At 67.7% G+C, this 15,997-nt stretch carries 15 protein-coding genes; 11 read left to right on the top strand and 4 right to left on the bottom strand.

What is annotated here, in order from left to right:
- Positions 1-205: 205 nt before the first annotated feature.
- Complete coding sequence (locus tag QH270_RS13880) at positions 206-1,786, top strand: N-acetylmuramoyl-L-alanine amidase (RefSeq protein ID WP_280341761.1); 1,581 nt, start codon at positions 206-208, stop codon at positions 1,784-1,786.
- 66 nt (positions 1,787-1,852) lie between these two features.
- Here QH270_RS13880 and QH270_RS13875 read toward each other — a convergent pair whose 3' ends face one another.
- Positions 1,853-2,689, bottom strand: a complete 837-nt coding sequence (locus QH270_RS13875) for an HAD family hydrolase (RefSeq protein ID WP_432420358.1) — start codon at positions 2,687-2,689, stop codon at positions 1,853-1,855.
- 77 nt (positions 2,690-2,766) lie between these two features.
- On the opposite strand from QH270_RS13875, the gene QH270_RS13870 reads away from it, so the two are divergent.
- The 6 genes from QH270_RS13870 (at position 2,767) to QH270_RS13845 (ending at position 10,696) form a co-directional block, all read left to right on the top strand.
- A complete protein-coding gene (locus QH270_RS13870; RefSeq protein ID WP_280341756.1) occupies positions 2,767-3,744 on the top strand; it encodes an ABC transporter permease in 978 nt (325 codons plus the stop codon).
- Entirely contained in the window at positions 3,741-4,709 is a 969-nt protein-coding gene (locus QH270_RS13865; RefSeq protein WP_280341753.1) for an ABC transporter permease, read from the top strand. Before QH270_RS13870 ends, QH270_RS13865 begins: the two co-directional genes overlap by 4 nt.
- Positions 4,706-6,550 carry an ABC transporter ATP-binding protein gene (locus QH270_RS13860; protein ID WP_280341751.1) on the top strand — a complete coding sequence of 615 codons (1,845 nt, stop codon included), beginning with the start codon at positions 4,706-4,708 and terminating at the stop codon, positions 6,548-6,550. The genes QH270_RS13865 and QH270_RS13860 overlap by 4 nt, the downstream gene beginning before the upstream one ends.
- Before the next feature lie 85 nt (positions 6,551-6,635).
- Positions 6,636-8,324, top strand: a complete 1,689-nt coding sequence (locus QH270_RS13855; RefSeq protein ID WP_280341749.1) for an ABC transporter family substrate-binding protein — start codon at positions 6,636-6,638, stop codon at positions 8,322-8,324.
- A 45-nt stretch (positions 8,325-8,369) separates the two neighbouring features.
- Positions 8,370-10,049 (top strand): ABC transporter family substrate-binding protein, encoded by a 1,680-nt coding sequence (locus QH270_RS13850; RefSeq protein ID WP_280341747.1) that lies wholly within the window; start codon positions 8,370-8,372, stop codon positions 10,047-10,049.
- A 2-nt stretch (positions 10,050-10,051) separates the two neighbouring features.
- Positions 10,052-10,696 carry a hypothetical protein gene (locus tag QH270_RS13845; protein ID WP_280341745.1) on the top strand — a complete coding sequence of 215 codons (645 nt, stop codon included), beginning with the start codon at positions 10,052-10,054 and terminating at the stop codon, positions 10,694-10,696.
- A 1-nt stretch (position 10,697) separates the two neighbouring features.
- On the opposite strand, the gene QH270_RS13840 is transcribed toward QH270_RS13845, so the two are convergent.
- Positions 10,698-11,108 (bottom strand): PIN domain-containing protein, encoded by a 411-nt coding sequence (locus QH270_RS13840; RefSeq protein ID WP_280341743.1) that lies wholly within the window; start codon positions 11,106-11,108, stop codon positions 10,698-10,700.
- Positions 11,105-11,338 (bottom strand): type II toxin-antitoxin system VapB family antitoxin, encoded by a 234-nt coding sequence (locus QH270_RS13835; protein ID WP_280341741.1) that lies wholly within the window; start codon positions 11,336-11,338, stop codon positions 11,105-11,107. Before QH270_RS13835 ends, QH270_RS13840 begins: the two co-directional genes overlap by 4 nt.
- Before the next feature lie 98 nt (positions 11,339-11,436).
- Between QH270_RS13835 and QH270_RS13830 the strand changes: the two genes are divergently transcribed.
- Entirely contained in the window at positions 11,437-12,171 is a 735-nt protein-coding gene (locus QH270_RS13830) for a FadR/GntR family transcriptional regulator (protein WP_280341739.1), read from the top strand.
- A 132-nt stretch (positions 12,172-12,303) separates the two neighbouring features.
- On the top strand, positions 12,304-12,915 hold the full coding sequence (locus tag QH270_RS13825) for a sterol desaturase family protein (protein WP_280341769.1): 612 nt from the start codon (positions 12,304-12,306) through the stop codon (positions 12,913-12,915).
- A 46-nt stretch (positions 12,916-12,961) separates the two neighbouring features.
- Here the strand turns inward: QH270_RS13825 and QH270_RS13820 are convergent, their stop codons facing one another.
- Complete coding sequence (locus QH270_RS13820; RefSeq protein WP_280341737.1) at positions 12,962-13,534, bottom strand: TetR/AcrR family transcriptional regulator; 573 nt, start codon at positions 13,532-13,534, stop codon at positions 12,962-12,964.
- Positions 13,535-13,653: 119 nt separating this feature from the next.
- Between QH270_RS13820 and QH270_RS13815 the strand changes: the two genes are divergently transcribed.
- Positions 13,654-14,415: a carboxymuconolactone decarboxylase family protein gene (locus QH270_RS13815; protein ID WP_280341735.1), complete on the top strand. Its 762-nt coding sequence runs from the start codon at positions 13,654-13,656 to the stop codon at positions 14,413-14,415.
- 136 nt (positions 14,416-14,551) lie between these two features.
- Positions 14,552-15,967: an MFS transporter gene (locus QH270_RS13810; protein WP_280341733.1), complete on the top strand. Its 1,416-nt coding sequence runs from the start codon at positions 14,552-14,554 to the stop codon at positions 15,965-15,967.
- The last annotated feature ends 30 nt before the right edge of the window (positions 15,968-15,997 follow it).

Raw genomic sequence — 15,997 nt, 5'->3', positions numbered from 1 at the left:
TTGGGGGCCTACGCCAACTGCGGCCCGGCCGGGGGTTGGGGGTATTATTTCAGGCCCCCGGCAATGGGCCCTGGGGGGTCCCCCCCCCCCCCCGGGGGTTTAACCCTACGGCCCATGCCTCCTCCCCCCCGCGGCGGGCGCCCCCGCCCTCTTCGCGCCGGCCGGCGCCCAGGTCAAGGAGCTCTCCCAGGAAACGCCGTTCAGCATGGTCGCGCTCACCGCGCGCGACATGGTGAACACCACCACCAAGCTGCGCGCCAAGCAGGCGGACGGCAACTGGGGTCCCTGGTACAACGCCGATCCGGTCGACACCAGGGCCACCGATCACGCCCCGGCCGACGCGCCCACCGGCACCGAACCGATCTACGTCGGCGAGACCACCGCCGTGCAGATGCTGGTGACCCGCAAGCCGACGGCGGCCCCCGATCACGGCGACCCCGCGCACATCACCGAGGCGGCGCTCAAGGCCGTCCTGATCAACCCGGGCCGGGTCGCCATCGACGCCGCGCTCAACGATGTCGCCGCGGCGCTGCCCGGCGGCGGCCCGAAGGTGATCACCCGCGCGCAGTGGGGTGCCGACGAGTCGATCCGCTGCGAGGAGCCCACCTACGACGACGGGCTCGGTGGCATCACCGTGCACCACACGGCCGGTCGCAACGACTACAGCCGCGCCGAGTCGGCGGGCATCGTCCGCGCGATCTACGCCTATCACGCCGAAACCCTCGGCTGGTGCGACATGGGCTACAACGCCCTGGTCGACCAGTACGGCCAGATCTTCGAGGGCCGCTACGGCGGTCTCGACCGCGCCGTGCAGGGCGCTCACGCCGGTGGCTTCAACGAGAACACCGCCGGGGTCGCGCTGATGGGCAACTACGAGACGGAGACGCCGAGCGAGGAGTCGATCGAGGCGATCGGCAAGTTCATCGGCTGGCGGTCGAAGGTGGCCGGGCTCGATCCCAAGGGCCACACCACGATGTACTCCGAGGGCACCGAGTTCACGCCCTATGCCCAGGACGAGGCCGTCGACCTGCCGGTGGTGTTCGCGCACCGCGATGTCGGCAACACCGACTGCCCCGGCGACGCCGCCTACTCGCTGATGGACCGCATCCGCGCCATCGCCGCGGGCAACGCGGGCACCTACTCCTCCCCCGCGACGCCGGTTCGGCCGCCGAGCCAGCAGGCCCGCGCGCCACAGGGCAACATGGCGGAGCTGGGCGCGCTGGTCGACAAGCTGCTCGGCCTCTCCGGTGAGAACGAGATCGCCAGGCACTGGGTGAGCCGCGGCGGTGTCGACGGCCCGCTCGGCGCACCGCAATCGGACCTGATCTCGGGCGCCGAGGGCCGCCAGTACGCGAAGTTCGCCAACGGCTATGTGTTCTCGGGAGAGAACGGCCAGGTCTTCGAGGTGGTCGGCGCGATCCTGGATCGCTACCTGAGCCTGGGCGGCGACGCGGGCGTGCTCGGCCTGCCGACCGGCAGCGCCTACCTCGTGCCGGACGGTCTGCGCACCGACTTCCAGCACGGTTCGCTGGTGCTCAACGAGCTCACCGGCATCGTCACCACGTTCTGGAAGACCTACAACGAGACGTACAAGGCCGAGATGGAGGGGATGAACGGCAAGCCGGAGCAGGCGCCCGCCACCACGGCACCCAAGTCGACGGTGCCCGCGACTCCCGCCGCGCCGGCTCCGGCCGCGCCGCAGGCGCCCGCCGAACCGCAGGCCGCTCCCGTCGAACCGGCTCCGGCGCAACCGCCGGTCGCCGCGGAACCCGCCCCGGCCGGCTGACACCCGGTCAGGCGAAGAACGGCCGGTGCCCCTCCGCACGAGGGCACCGGCCGTTGTTCGTTCCGCTCAGCCCCACCAGCGCTCGAGCACCATGGCCACACCGTCGTCGACATTGCGCCCGGTGACCTCGTCGGCCGCGGCCCGCGCCTCCGGGTGCGCGTTCCCCATCGCCACCCCGTGCCCGGCCATGCTCAGCATCGGCACATCGTTGGGCATGTCGCCGAACGCGACGATCGCCGACTCCTCGACCCCCACCCGGCGCGCCACCTCGGCCAGCCCCGACGCCTTGGTCACCCGCGGCACGGCCAGCTCGATCAGCCCGTTCTCGGTGGAATAGGTGATCTCGGCGCGATCGCCGATCAGCGGGGCCAGCGCGGCGCGCATCTCGGAGCTGCGGGCCGAACTGAGCCGGACCAGCATCTTGATCGCGGGCGCGTCGATCACCTCGGCATGCGAGACGACGGTGTCGTCGGGATTGAGCCAGGCGTGCTCGTAGGTGGGCGAGCTGACGAACTGCGGGGTGGCCGCGTCGTGCGCGCTCGCGCCGACGCGCTCGGTCGCCAGCCCGCAGCCGGGTAGCGCGCGTTCGGCGAGTTCGGCCAGCCAGGCGAGGGTGTCGACGTCGAGGGTGTGGCTGGACAGCACGCGATCGTTGGCGCTGTCATAGATGACCGCGCCGTTGCCACACACCGCGAGCGGCGCGAACCCGAGTTCGCTGACGACCGGCTCGATCCAGCGCGGCGGCCTGCCGGTGGCGAGCACGAAGGTGGCGCCGTCGGCGACGAGCGCGGCGACGGCGGCCTTGGTACGGGCCGATACCTTGTCCACGTCGTCGATCAAGGTGCCATCGACATCGGTGGCGACCAGCTGCGGTTTCGGGTGCACGGGCGTCATCCGTTCCATCCTGCCGCACGTCGCCACACGCCGACGCCGGACTGTCCTTATGATCAGGGCCTGAATACCCGATCCAGAGGGGACTGATGACCGGCTTCTTGTTGCGGCGCGCGCTCAACTACGTCGTGCTCCTGCTGCTGGCTTCGTTCCTCACGTTCAGCCTGGCTTCGCTCACGTTCCGTCCGCTCGACAGCCTCGAGCAGCGCAATCCACGTCCGCCGCAGTCGGTGATCGACGCGAAGGCCGAAGAACTGCACCTGGACGAGCCGGTCCCACAGCGCTATCTCACCTGGCTCGGCGGCGTCGTGCAAGGGGATTTCGGGACCACGCTGTCCGGGCAGCCGGTGAGTGAGGAATTGGGCCGTCGGGTCTCGGTGAGTCTGCGGCTGCTGATCCTCGGTTCGGTGCTCGGTACCGTGCTCGGGGTGCTGATCGGCGCGGCGGGGGCCATCCGGCAGTACAGATTCAGTGACTATTTCACGACGATCCTGTCCCTGCTGATCATCTCGACACCGGTGTTCCTGCTGGCCACGTTGCTGAAATACGGTGCGCTGCAGGTCAATACCGCCACCGGCACGCAGATCTTCCTCTATACCGGCGAGACCTCGGCCAATCAGGTCGTCGGTTTCTGGAATCAGATGGTCGACCGCGCACAGCATCTCGTGCTGCCGACGCTGGTGCTGGTGCTCGGCGCCGCGGCGGGCTACAGCCGTTACCAGCGCAACGCCATGCTCGATGTGCTGCAGAGCGATTTCATCCGCACCGCCAGGTCGAAGGGCCTCAGCCACCGTCGCGCCCTGTACAAACACGGCCTGCGCACGGCGCTCATCCCGATGGCGACCATGTTCGCCTACAGCCTCGGTGGCCTGATCACCGGCGCGACCTTCGTCGAGAAGATCTTCGGCTGGCACGGCGTCGGCGAGTGGTTCGTCGACGCGATCAACGCCCAGGACCTCTACATCGTCGTCACGGTGGCGACGTTCTCCGGTCTGGTGGTGCTGGTCTCGGGTCTGCTCTCCGACATCGTCCTGGCATTTCTCGACCCGAGGGTGCGTGTCTCATGACCGAAACCGAACTGATCGCCGTCGGCGCGCCGGAGACCGCCGCGGCCGGGCGCGGCAAGCTGGTCTGGCGGCGCTTCCTGCGCAACAAGCCCGCCGTGGTCGGCGCGGTAGTCCTGCTCCTGCTGCTGATCGCCAGCTTCGCGGTGCCGCCGCTGCTGCCGTGGGACTACCAGCAGATGGACTACAAGGCGCTGCTGAAGCCGCCGAGCGCCGAGCATCCGTTCGGCACCACCCAGATCGGTCAGGACGTGCTCGCGCAGACCATGCGCGGCCTGCAGAAATCGCTGATCATCGGCTTCTGCGTGGCGATCTTCGCCAGCGTCATCGCCTCCACCGCCGGGGCGCTGGCCGGGCTGCTCGGCGGCTGGACCGACCGGGCGATCATGTGGCTCGTCGACCTGCTGCTGGTCGTGCCCGCCTTCATCATCATCGCGCTGTTCGCACCGCGCACCAAGGGCTCGGGGTCGATCGTGATCCTGATCGTGCTGCTCAGCGTGTTCGGCTGGATGATCGCCGCCCGCATCATCCGCGGCCTGACCCTGAGCCTGCGTGATCGCGAATTCGTCCGCGCCGCGCGGTATATGGGCGCGCCGACGCACAAGGTGATCATCAGCCACATCCTCCCGAACATCGCCTCCATCCTGATCATCGACACCACCCTCGCCGTCGGCGCCGCCATCAGCGCCGAAACCGGTTTGAGCTTCCTCGGTTTCGGCGTGCAGCCGCCCGACGTGTCGCTGGGTTCGCTGATCGCGGCGGGCACCAAGTCGGCACTCACCTACCCGTGGCTGTTCCTGTTCGCCGGTGGCCTGCTGATCACGATCGTGTTGTGCGCCAACCTGGTCGGCGACGGACTCCGCGACGCCTTCGATCCCGGTGCGCGCGGTGCTCGCAAGGCGCGCAAGGAGGTCGCCGAGCAGAAGGACGCGGCGAAGGTGGAGCTGAAGAAAGCCGAGAAGCGATGACAACGTCGACCGCGCCGCTGCTCGAGGTCACCGACCTGCGCGTCTCCTTCCCCGGCGAAGAGGGCCGCGTCGAGGCGGTGCGCGGGGTGAACTACACCGTCGCCGACGGCGAAGTGCTCGCCATCGTCGGCGAATCCGGTTCCGGCAAGTCCGTGTCCTCACTCGCCGTGATCGGCCTGCTGCCCGAACAGGCGCGCGTGCAGGGTTCGATCCGGCTGCGTGGCCGCGAACTGCTCGGCCTCGGCGACAAGCAGATGTCGAAGCTGCGTGGCTCCTCGATCAGCATGGTGTTCCAGGACCCGCTCTCCGCACTGACCCCGGTGTACCGGGTGGGCGACCAGGTGGCCGAGGCCCTGCTCGCGCACGGCTCGATGAGCCGCAAGGAGGCCGGCGAACGCGCGATCGACCTGCTGGAACTCGTCGGCATCCCCGATGCGCGGGTGCGCGCGCGGAACTTCCCGCACGAGTTCTCCGGCGGCATGCGCCAGCGGGTGGTGATCGCGATGGCCATCGCCAACGATCCGGCGCTGATCATCTGCGACGAGCCGACCACCGCCCTCGATGTGACGGTGCAGCGCCAGATCCTCGACCTGTTGCGCAAGGCACGTGACATCACCGGCGCCGGGGTCATCATGATCACCCACGACATGGGGATCGCGGCCACCGTGGCCGACCGGGTCGCGGTGATGTACGCGGGCAAGGTCGTCGAAACCGCCCCGGTCGCCGAGCTCTTCACCGCGCCGCGGATGCCGTACACGGTCGGCCTGCTCGGTTCCATCCCCCGTATGGACGGTCCGGCGCGCAGCCCGCTCATCCCGATCGTCGGCGCGCCACCGGCCATGCACGCGCTGCCACGCGGCTGCTCGTTCGCCCCCCGCTGCCCGATCTCGATCGACGACTGCACCGCCGCGGAGCCGCCGTTGGAGAAGGTCGCGCCCCGGCACGCGGTGGCCTGCATCCGCACCGCCGAGGTCGGCACCGCGCAGCTGTTCGAGGCCTACCGCAGGGAGATCACGGAGCCGCCGAAACCGGACGTCGTCGACTCGGAGGTGGTGCTGCGGGTCACCGACCTGGTGAAGACCTTCCCGCTCACCTCCGGGGTGGTGCTGCGCCGTAAGACTGGTGAGGTCCGCGCCGTCGATGGCATCAGTTTCACCGTCCGCGCCGGGCGCACGCTGGCACTGGTCGGCGAATCGGGGTCGGGCAAGTCGACCACGCTGAGCCAGATCATGGACCTGGTGCGCCCGCAGTCGGGCACCATCGAGGTGCTCGGCACCGATGTCGCCACCCTCACCAAGGCCCGCACCCGCGAGATCCGCCGCAAGATGCAGATCGTCTTCCAGGATCCCAGCGCCTCCCTCGACCCGCGCCTGCCGATCTTCGACGCGCTCGCCGAACCGCTGCGCATCGACGGCCGCTCGCACGAGGAGGTCAACCGGCGCGTGCCGGAACTCCTGCGACAGGTCGGCCTGCGCCCCGAACACGCCGAGCGCTACCCCGCCGATTTCTCCGGCGGCCAGAAGCAGCGCATCAGCATCGCCCGCGCCCTCGCCCTCGACCCCGAACTGCTCGTCCTGGACGAACCCGTCTCCTCCCTCGACGTGTCCATCCAGGCCGGCGTGCTGAACCTGCTGCGCGACCTGCAGGCCGAACGCGGCCTGTCCTACCTGTTCGTCTCCCACGACCTTTCGGTGGTCCGCAACCTCGCCCACGACATCGCGGTGATGTTGCGCGGCAAGATCGTCGAATCCGGCCCCGCCGAGCAGATCTTCGCGAATCCTCAGCACGAATACACCCGCTCGCTGATCGCGGCCGTACCGGAACCCGTCGTCAGCGGTTGAGCCAGGAGGCGCCATGAGAACCACCGGACTGCGACGGCACCCCCGGTTCGACAACGTTCGACCCCGTGAAGATCGGATCACCGAAATGACCCCTACCACTTACGCTTCCCGGCTCCGCCGAGCCGGATTCCGAGTCGCCGTACCGGTCGTCGCGTTGGCGTTGATTCTCGGTGGGTGCACCTCCGACACCAGTGTCGAGTCGGGGTCGAGTTCGATCGGCGCGGTCAACGACATCAACCCGGTCGAGCGCGACGGGCTCCGCGACGGCGGCAACCTGCGGCTGGCGCTGACCAGCTTTCCCGCGACCTTCAACAGCATGCATGTCGATTCCGACGGCGAAGTCAGCGACCTCACCGGTTGGGCGTTGCCGGGCTCGATCAACTCCGACGCCGCGGGCAACCTCACGATCGATCACAACTACTACACCGACGTTCAGCTCACCAACACGAATCCCCAGCAGATCGTCTACACGATCAATCCGAAGGCCGTCTGGTCGGATGGTTCGCCGATCACCTGGGAAGACCTCCGCTCCCAGGCGAGTGCGCTGAGCGGGCGCGATCCGGCTTTCAAGATCGCGGCCAGCCAGGGGTACAGCAGCGTCGAGAAGGTGGAGCGTGGTGTCGACGATCGCCAGGCGATCGTCACCTTCGCCGAGCACTACGCGGAGTGGAAGGGCCTGTTCAATCCGCTGTATCCCCGGCAACTGACCGAGACGCCGCAGGCGTTCGAGGACATGTACCGCAACGAGATGCCGTTGTCGTCCGGCCCCTTCCTCATCTCCTCGATCGATCGGGCCCAGCAGCGGATCGTGCTGAGCCGCAATCCGAAATGGTGGGGTGACACTCCCAAACTGGACACCGTCACCTACAGCGTCCTCGCCAACGAGGCGCGGTTGAACGCGCTGCAGAACAACGAACTCGATGTCACCGGGCTCAGTGGCATCGACGAGGTCACCACCGCGACGGGAGCTCCCGGCATCAAGGTGCGGCGGGCGCCGGCCAACCGGTTCTCGCACTTCACGTTCAACGGCGCGCCCGGCTCGATCCTCGAAGACCCGAAATTGCGGATCGCGATCTCCAAGGGTATCGACCGTCAGGCCATCGCCACCGCCACCCAGCAGGGCATCGTCAGCGACCCGAAGCCACTGAACAACCATCTGTTCCTCGTCGGGCAGAAGGGTTATCAGGACAACGCGCAATCGGTGGCCTACGACCCCGCCGAGGCCGCGCGCATGCTCGACGAGCTCGGCTGGAAACTGAACGGTGATATCCGGGAGAAGGACGGCCGCAAGCTCGAGATCCGCGATGTGATGTACCAGGCCGACACCTGGACGCAGATGGCACAGATCGCGCAGCAGAACCTCGCCGCGATCGGCGTGAAACTGATCATCGAAACCTACCCGGGCAACGGCCTTTTCACCGACGTGATCGATCCCGGCAATTTCGATATCGCTCAGTTCGTCTGGTCGAAGAGCATTTTCCCGCTCGGCGCGCTCCCGCAGATCTACGCCTACGACCCGGCGAACCCGCTGAGCAACAAGGGCCGTATCGGTTCGCCCGAACTGAATGCCCTGATCAAGGAAGTCATCGCCGAACTCGACCCGGAGAAGGCGATCGAACTCGCGAACAAGGCCGATCGAATGATCTTCGAGGAAGGCTTCTCCCTGCCCATCGTGCAATCCGCGGGTACGGTCGCGGCGCGGGAGACCCTCGCGAACTACGGTGCGCCTGGACTGGCGTCCTACGACTACACCAAGGTCGGATTCGTCAAGTAGCCAGACGTCCAGCTCGTGCAGCGAAGACTCGGAAAGGAGCGAACCATGCGGATTCGTTCAATGACCACCCGGCTGGCGATTCCACTGGTCATCGTCGGACTGATCGCCACCGGGTGTGGCTCGGGCGATACCCCTTCGCCGACCGGCGAGGCAGCGCTCGGCACCACCAATGACATCAATCCCAAGGATGTCAGTGAGCTGCGTGACGGCGGAAATCTGCGGTTGGCGACCAGCGCGCTGCCGCAGAACTGGAATGCGCAACATATCGACGGCAACGATGCCGAGGTCGCGGGGATCCTGCGCCCGACAATGCCGCGGGCCTTCGCGACCGATGCCAGCGCCGAACTCTCGGTGAACACCGACTACTTCACCGACGTCTCGCTGACCTCGACCGAACCGCAACAGGTCGTGACGTACACGATCAACCCGAAAGCGGTGTGGTCGGACGGCACGCCGGTCACCTGGGAAGACATCGCCTCCCAGGCGAATGCGCAGAGCGGCGCGGACAAGACCTACCTGATCGCCAACGCCAATGGTTTCGACAGGGTCGAAAAGGTCGAGCGCGGTGTCGACGATCGGCAGGCCGTCATCACGTTCAAGCAGCATTACGCCGAATGGCGCGGACAGTTCGCGGGGAACTCGTTCCTCTACCCGAAGTCGGTGACCAGCAGCCCGGAAGCGTTCAACAAGAGCCTGGTCGACGGACCCGGGCCGTCCGCAGGCCCATTCATCGTGCAGTCGGTCGACCGCGGACAGGGTCGTATCGTCCTGGGACGCAATCCCAACTGGTGGGGTGCGACGCCCAAACTCGACACGATCACATTCAGCGTGCTCGACAGCGCCGCTCGATTGCCCGCTCTGCAGAACGATGAGATCGACGCGGTCGGTCTGGCCGATATCAACGAAGTCCAGACCGCACGCAGCACGCCGGGCATCGCCATTCGACGCGCACCGAGCAACCAGTGGTCGCACCTGACCTTCAACGGCGCGCCGGGTTCCATTCTGGAAGAACCCGGTGTCCGCGTGGCGATTTCGAAGGCGATCGACCGCCAGGGCATCGCGAACGCGATCCAGAACGGCATGGTCCAGGAACCGAAGCCGCTCAACAATCACGTCTACGTGGCGGGCCAGAAGGGCTATCAGGACAACAGCCTCGGCTTCGACCCCACCGCGGCGGCCGCGGAACTCGACGCCCTCGGCTGGAAGCTCAACGGGGACGTGCGCGAGAAGAACGGTCGTCGGCTCGAGATCCGCGACGTGATGTACCAGTCCGATACCTGGGTCAATATCGCGCAGATCATCCAGCAGAATCTCGCCCAGATCGGGGTGAAGCTGAACATCGAGACCAAGCCCGGTGCCGGGTTCTTCAGCGACAACATCATCCCGGGCAATTTCGATGTGGCCCAGTGGAGCTGGGTCGGCGACCCCTTCCCGCTCAGCAGCATCTCCCAGGTGTTCGGCCTGTACCCGGATGACGTGCAGGGCAATTACGGCCGCATCGGTTCGCCGGAGCTCAACGCGCTGATCGAGCAGACCGTCTCCGAGCTCGACCCCGCCAAGGCGATCGAACTGGCGAATCAGGTCGACCGGAAGGTCTTCGAAGAAGGCCATTCCATCCCGCTGATGCAGGTCGCCGGAAATATCGCGGTGCGCGATACCCTCGCGAACTACGGTGCGGCCGGCCTGGCTTCCCTCGACTACACCAAGATCGGTTTCGTGAAGTAACTGTGCCGAGTTCCGGCCCGGCGCGCGCGCTCACCTATCCGCTGCTCGTCACGTGCGGCACCCTCGCGGTCATCGCCGCGTGGGTGCCGTTCGCGGATCTGGACCAGGTGAGCGCGCTGGCCGTGGTCGCCGTCGGGGTGGTGGGGTTCACGGCCTATCAGCTGGGGCTGGCGTTCGGGCTGTTGCCGAGTGGGCTGGTCGCGCGGGGGCGGGTCGGTGGGCGGCGGGTGCGCCAGCAGCATCGGCTGGTCAGCCGGTCGTGGTTGGAGATCACCAGCGGGGATCGGATGGTGTGGCAGCCGGTGTTCTACGACCCGGACCTGGCCGCGCTGACACCCACCGACCTGGAATTGTCCGATCGCGCCATCCGGGCGGGCGACCTCCGCTTCTACCCCAGCGGCCGGGTCCGCACCACCGAACCCGCGGGCAAACTCATCGACAACCCGAGCCGCCCGATCCCGCTCCCCACCTTCGGCGTCGCCCGCCGCCTCCTCCTCGACGCCCAGCCCGCCATCGCCGCCCCCTTCTTCGGCCTCCTCTGGGTCTACGTCATGAACGGCGACCTCACCGCCTTCATCGGCACCACCACGGTCGCCGCCACCACCTTCACCTGGCTCTCCGCCATCCGCGGCTCCGACCCGAGCTGAGCTATCCCGACCGGATATCGCGTTGTGCGACCTCGGGAAGGACCCGGCTCACCGTCGCGAAGTCGGCGTCGGAATGCAGCACGGTCAGATCGTGGTGCACTGCCGTCGCACAGACGATCAAGTCGATCACCCCCGCTGACCGGTGCTGACCGCGCTGGGTGAGTTTGTACTGCGCCGTGTCGACCCAGCGCCACGCCGATTTGGGAACTGCGGCGGGCGCGCAGAGGGCATCCAGGTCCGCGGCCAACTCGTCGCGGTCGGCGGGGCTCGTCGCCGAGAACAACAGCTCCGCGCGAGTCGCCTCACAGATGAGGAAGGCACCTGCCTCGATCTCGGGCTGCCAGGCGGCGAACAGGTCGGCATCGCGGAACAGCCGCCAGAGGCCGGACGCATCGAGCAGATACCGGATCACGGCTCGATCGTCCGATTGCGCGCTTTCGCCTCGTCATGTGCCGCCACCGCGCTGTCGAATTCGCCCCGCTGCCCGCGTTCGAACAGGCGTTGTGCCGCCTCCACCCGGCGGACCCGCTGGACATAGTCCCTCAGCGCCGCATTGACCGTGTCTTTCTTGGTCGTCGATCCCATCAGGCGCATGGCCTCGCTCAGCGCCTCGTCGTCCAGATCGATTTGGGTTACCGTCATGGCCCACCTCCTGTATCCGATGTATCAAGTATGCCAACACTGTCAACAAACTGGTCTGACCACTTGACCTCTTGACCTGTTGGGTGGATTATCGAGGCATGGCATGGACTCCTGTGGTGAAGCGCTCGGTTTCCGGGGATGTGTTCGAGCAGATCGCCGGGGAAGTGCTGGGTGGGGAGTTGGCGGCGGGGAGTACGTTGCCGAGTGAGCGGCAGTTGGCCGAGGCGTTGGGGGTTTCCCGGCCCGCCGTGCGGGAGGCACTGCAGCGACTGGCGGCGGCGGGGCTTGTCTCGGTGCGGCAGGGGGAAGCGACCACCGTGCTCGACTATCGGCGCAGTGCGGGGCTGGAAGTGCTGCCGCGGTTGCTGCTCCGGGGGGACACGATCGATCCGGCGGTGGCGCGCAGCATTCTCGAGGCGCGTGGGCACAACGGTCCCAAGATCGCCGAGCTCGCCGCCGCCCGGGTCCGGTCGGACCGCACCGGCCCGCTGGTCACGGCGGGCCTGGCCGCGCTCCACGACACCGTGGAATCGCTTGTCGCCGAACACGACCCCATCGCTCAGCAACGCATCGCCCTCGAATTCTGGGACCACGTCCTCGACCTCGCGGATTCGATCGCGTTCCGGCTGATGTATTCCATGTTGCGTGCCGCCTACGAACCCGCGCTGGCGGCGCTCGCGCCGATCATGGCCGCCGAAGTCGGCAATGGTGACGCGTATCGAGACCTGGCCGCCGCGATCGACGCGGGCGAGCCGGAACGGGCCGCCGAATCCGCCCGCGCACTGCTCGGGCCGGCGACCACCGCTCTCATCCACGCCCTCGACGGGGCGTGATCCACCCGAGGAATCGCTATGAATGACCGTCCGACAACGACGTCGCACGATACCGACAACGCCGATCGGGGCCGACGGCCCGCCCGAGCAGGCACCACCCGCGCGATCCGCCGTGGCGCGTCACTGGGCGAGATGGCGCGCGAGTTCGTCCGCCACCCCTCGCCCTGGATGATCGCCACGGTGTTCGTCGCCGCGCTGGCCGCGCGAATCGTGGTGGGCGACTGGCAGTTCACCGACGCGCTGGTCCCGCTGATCGTCGTCGGCACCTTTCCGGTGACGGAGTGGATCATCCACGTCACCGTCCTGCACTGGCGGCCACGGCACCTCGGGCCGCTCACCATCGACAGCGAGCTGGCGAGCAAACACCGTGCGCACCATACGGATCCGCGCGATATCCCGCTGGTCTTCATCCCGACCAGATCGCTGACGTACACGATCATCGCCCTGGTCGCCATCGCCCTGCTGGCGTTTCCCCGCCTCGGCCTCGGCCTGACCTTCCTGCTGACGATCACCACCCTCGGCCTGCTCTACGAGTGGACCCACTACCTCATCCACACCGACTACAAGCCCGAACACGCGCTCTACCGGGCGATCTGGCGCAACCACCGCCACCACCACTACAAGAACGAGCACTACTGGTTCACGGTCACCACCTCGGGCACCGCCGACCGCCTCCTCGGCACCGCCCCCGATCCGGCCACCGTCGCCACCTCCCCGACGGCCCGCAACCTGCACGGACAGTAAGCCCGAACACCTGATCACCAGGCTCCGGTCGGTTCTCGCGAATCGCTTACCGGTGAGCCTGGTGATCGTCGGCGGCCAGGATTTTGGCGGCGATGGCGGCCGCCCGGGTGGCGGCGGCGGGCGAGTTCTCGCGGACGGCGGTGACGATCGCGCCGTCGATGAGCAGCGCCAACTCGGGGGCGAGGGTGCCGACATCGGATCGTCCTGCGGCGGTGAGGAGTTCGGCGAGATAGGCGATGACTCGACGTTTGTGCCGATCGGCCACCTGGTGTGCGGGCGCTGTCGGGTCGGCGACCTCGATCATCGTGTTGATGAAGGCGCAGCCGCGGAAATCGTTGCGGGCGAAGCGTTCCGCGAGCGCTGTGAAGACGGCGAGCGGGCGCGCGGCCGGGTCGTCGACGGATTCGACCGAGGTGCACAGCCATTCGAGCCAGCGCCGGTCACGGTCCTCCAGGACGGCGACAACGAGATCGTCCTTGCTCGCGAAGTGGCGGTAGAAGGAGGCGCGGCCGACGCCGGACTCCTGGAGCAGCCGATCGACGCCGACGGCGCGAATGCCCTCGGCGTAGAACAACTCCTCGGCGGTGGTGAGCAACCGCTGCTTGGCCCTTGTCGCCATGCGCTCACGGTACCAGAACGGAAATGACTGGTACCGTATCGCTTGACCACGATGGAACCGGTCAGTACCGTTTGATTCGGTACCGATCAGTACCGTCGTCGAATTCCTTGGAGCGAACCATGTCCCGACTCCCCCTCGTCACCACCGAAACCGCGGATACCGAACAGCGCGAACTCCTCGGGGAGGTGCTCCGACAGCTGGGACGAGTACCCAATCTCTACGCCGCGATGGCGAACAGCCCGGCCACCCTACGGGGGTATCTGCGACTGCGCGACTCGTTGAGCGAAGGCGCGCTGGACGCGCGGACCCGCGAGCAACTCGCCCTGTTGATCGCCGGCGACAACGGCTGCGAGTACTGCGTCTCGGCGCACACGATGCGCGCGCGGAAAATGGGCTTCACACCGGCGGCGATCGCGGCCACGCACGCGGCCACCGCCGACGATCCGCATACCGAAGCGGTACTGCTTTTCGCTCGCGAGGTCCTTCGCACCGGCGGCCGGGTAAGCGATGAACAGCTGGCGGCGGCGCGGAAGGACGGCGTCGACGACGGCGAGCTGGCCGAAGCGGTCGGCCACGTGGCCCTGAATGTGTTGTCCAACTACTTCAATCATGTCGCACGCCCTGAGCTGGACTTTCCCCGCGTCTCACCCGCCGCGGCCACGCCCCCCGCCATGCCATCGACCTGGCGGGCGGCCGACACCGTCACCCTGGTCGAGGGCTACACGGTGCGCACCGCCGACGGAGCGACCACCGGCACGGTGCGCGATGCGCGAATCGCCATCGAGGGCGGCTTCGCGCACATCCGGGTCGCCGGCTACGAGCCGGTGCAGGTGGTTTCCGCGCCCGCCGTCGCACTGATCACGTATCGCTCCGAATCCTGATTCGCGCAGCACGGAATGCCCGATCCGCCTCACGCGGGTCGGGCATTTTCCTTTCGATTCGCGTCTTGACAGATTTATACCCTAGGGGGGTATGGTACCGAGCACGAGACGCTCTCCGCTCGAAAGGACGAAAGTCGTGACCACACAATCGGTATCCACCAGGAAGTGGTGGGCGCTGGCGGTGATCGCCGCCGCGCAATTCATGGTCATCATGGACACTTCGATCATCGGGATCGCGCTGCCCAAGATGCAGGCCGAACTCGGCTTCACACCGGGCAATCTGACCTGGGTTTTCAATGCCTACGTCGTCGCCTTCGGCGGACTGCTGCTGCTCGGCGGCAGGCTCTCCGACCTGCTCGGCGCGCGGCGGGTGTTCGGGGCGGGCTGGCTCGTTCTCGCGATCGGCTCCGTGCTCGCGGGCGCCGCCGGAACGGTCGGCCTCGAATTGGCGGGCCGGGCGATCCAGGGCGCCGGCGCCGCGCTGATCGCGCCCTCGGCGCTGACCCTGCTGATGATGCTGTTCGGCGGCTCGCCGGGTGAACTCACCAAGGCACTCGCCGTGTACGGCGCGGCCGCGCCCGCCGGTGGTACGGCCGGCGTGTTCCTCGGCGGCGTGATCACCGAATACATCAGCTGGCCTTGGGTCTTCTACATCAATCTCCCGATCGCCGCGCTCGCGCTGATCGCCGTTCCGCTGCTGATGCCCGCCGCCCCGGCGCGCAAGGGCTCGATCGATATCGCCGGATCCGTCACCGTGACAGCCGGTTTGGCCGCCGCGGTGTACGCCATCGTGCAGGCGCCGGAGGTGGGCTGGGCTTCGGGTCAGACCTGGGGTGTGCTGGCGCTGGCCGCCGCGCTGCTCGCCGGGTTCGTCGTCATCCAGTCGCGCCGTAGCGAGCCGCTGATGCGGTTGAGCATCTTCCGCGCGCCGAACCTCGCCGCCGCCAACTTCGCCCAGTTCGCCCTGGCCGCGGCGTGGGTGCCGATGTGGTTCTTCCTCAATCTGTACCTGCAGCAGGTACTCGGCTACAGCGCGTTCCCCTCCGGCGCCGCGCTGTTGCCGATGACCACGCTGATCATGCTCGGCATGGTGGTGCTCGCCCCGAAGGCGATGCAGCGTTTCGGCGCCAAGCCGATGATCGTCACCGGCCTGATCGTGCTCGGCCTCGGCCTCGGGATCATGTCGCTGGTGCGGCCGACCGGCAACTTCTGGGTCGACGTGCTGCCCGCCTCGCTGGTAGCCGCCGGGGGTATGTCGCTGGCCTTCATCCCCTCGCTCGGCACGGCCATCTCGGCGGCGCGGCCGGAGGAGGGCGGGTTGGCCTCGGGCATCGTCAACGTGAGCTACCAGGTGGGTTCCGCACTGGGCCTGGCCGCGATGACCGCGGTGGCGGCCGCGTTCGGCGCCGACCAGCTGGGCGATGCAACGGCACTGACCGACGGCTACTCGGCCGCCTTCCTCGGCGCGGGCATCCTCGCCCTGGCCGGGGCCGCCATCACGGCGGCGGTCATGCGCGCACCGGCCGCCGACAAGGCAGGCGCGACCGTTTGACAACGTACCCTAGGGGGGTATGGTAATGAT

This window comes from Nocardia neocaledoniensis (assembly GCF_029868625.1).
In the GTDB taxonomy this organism is placed as follows: Bacteria; Actinomycetota; Actinomycetes; order Mycobacteriales; family Mycobacteriaceae; genus Nocardia; species Nocardia neocaledoniensis_A.
This window is presented reverse-complemented; position numbering and strand designations above follow the sequence as displayed.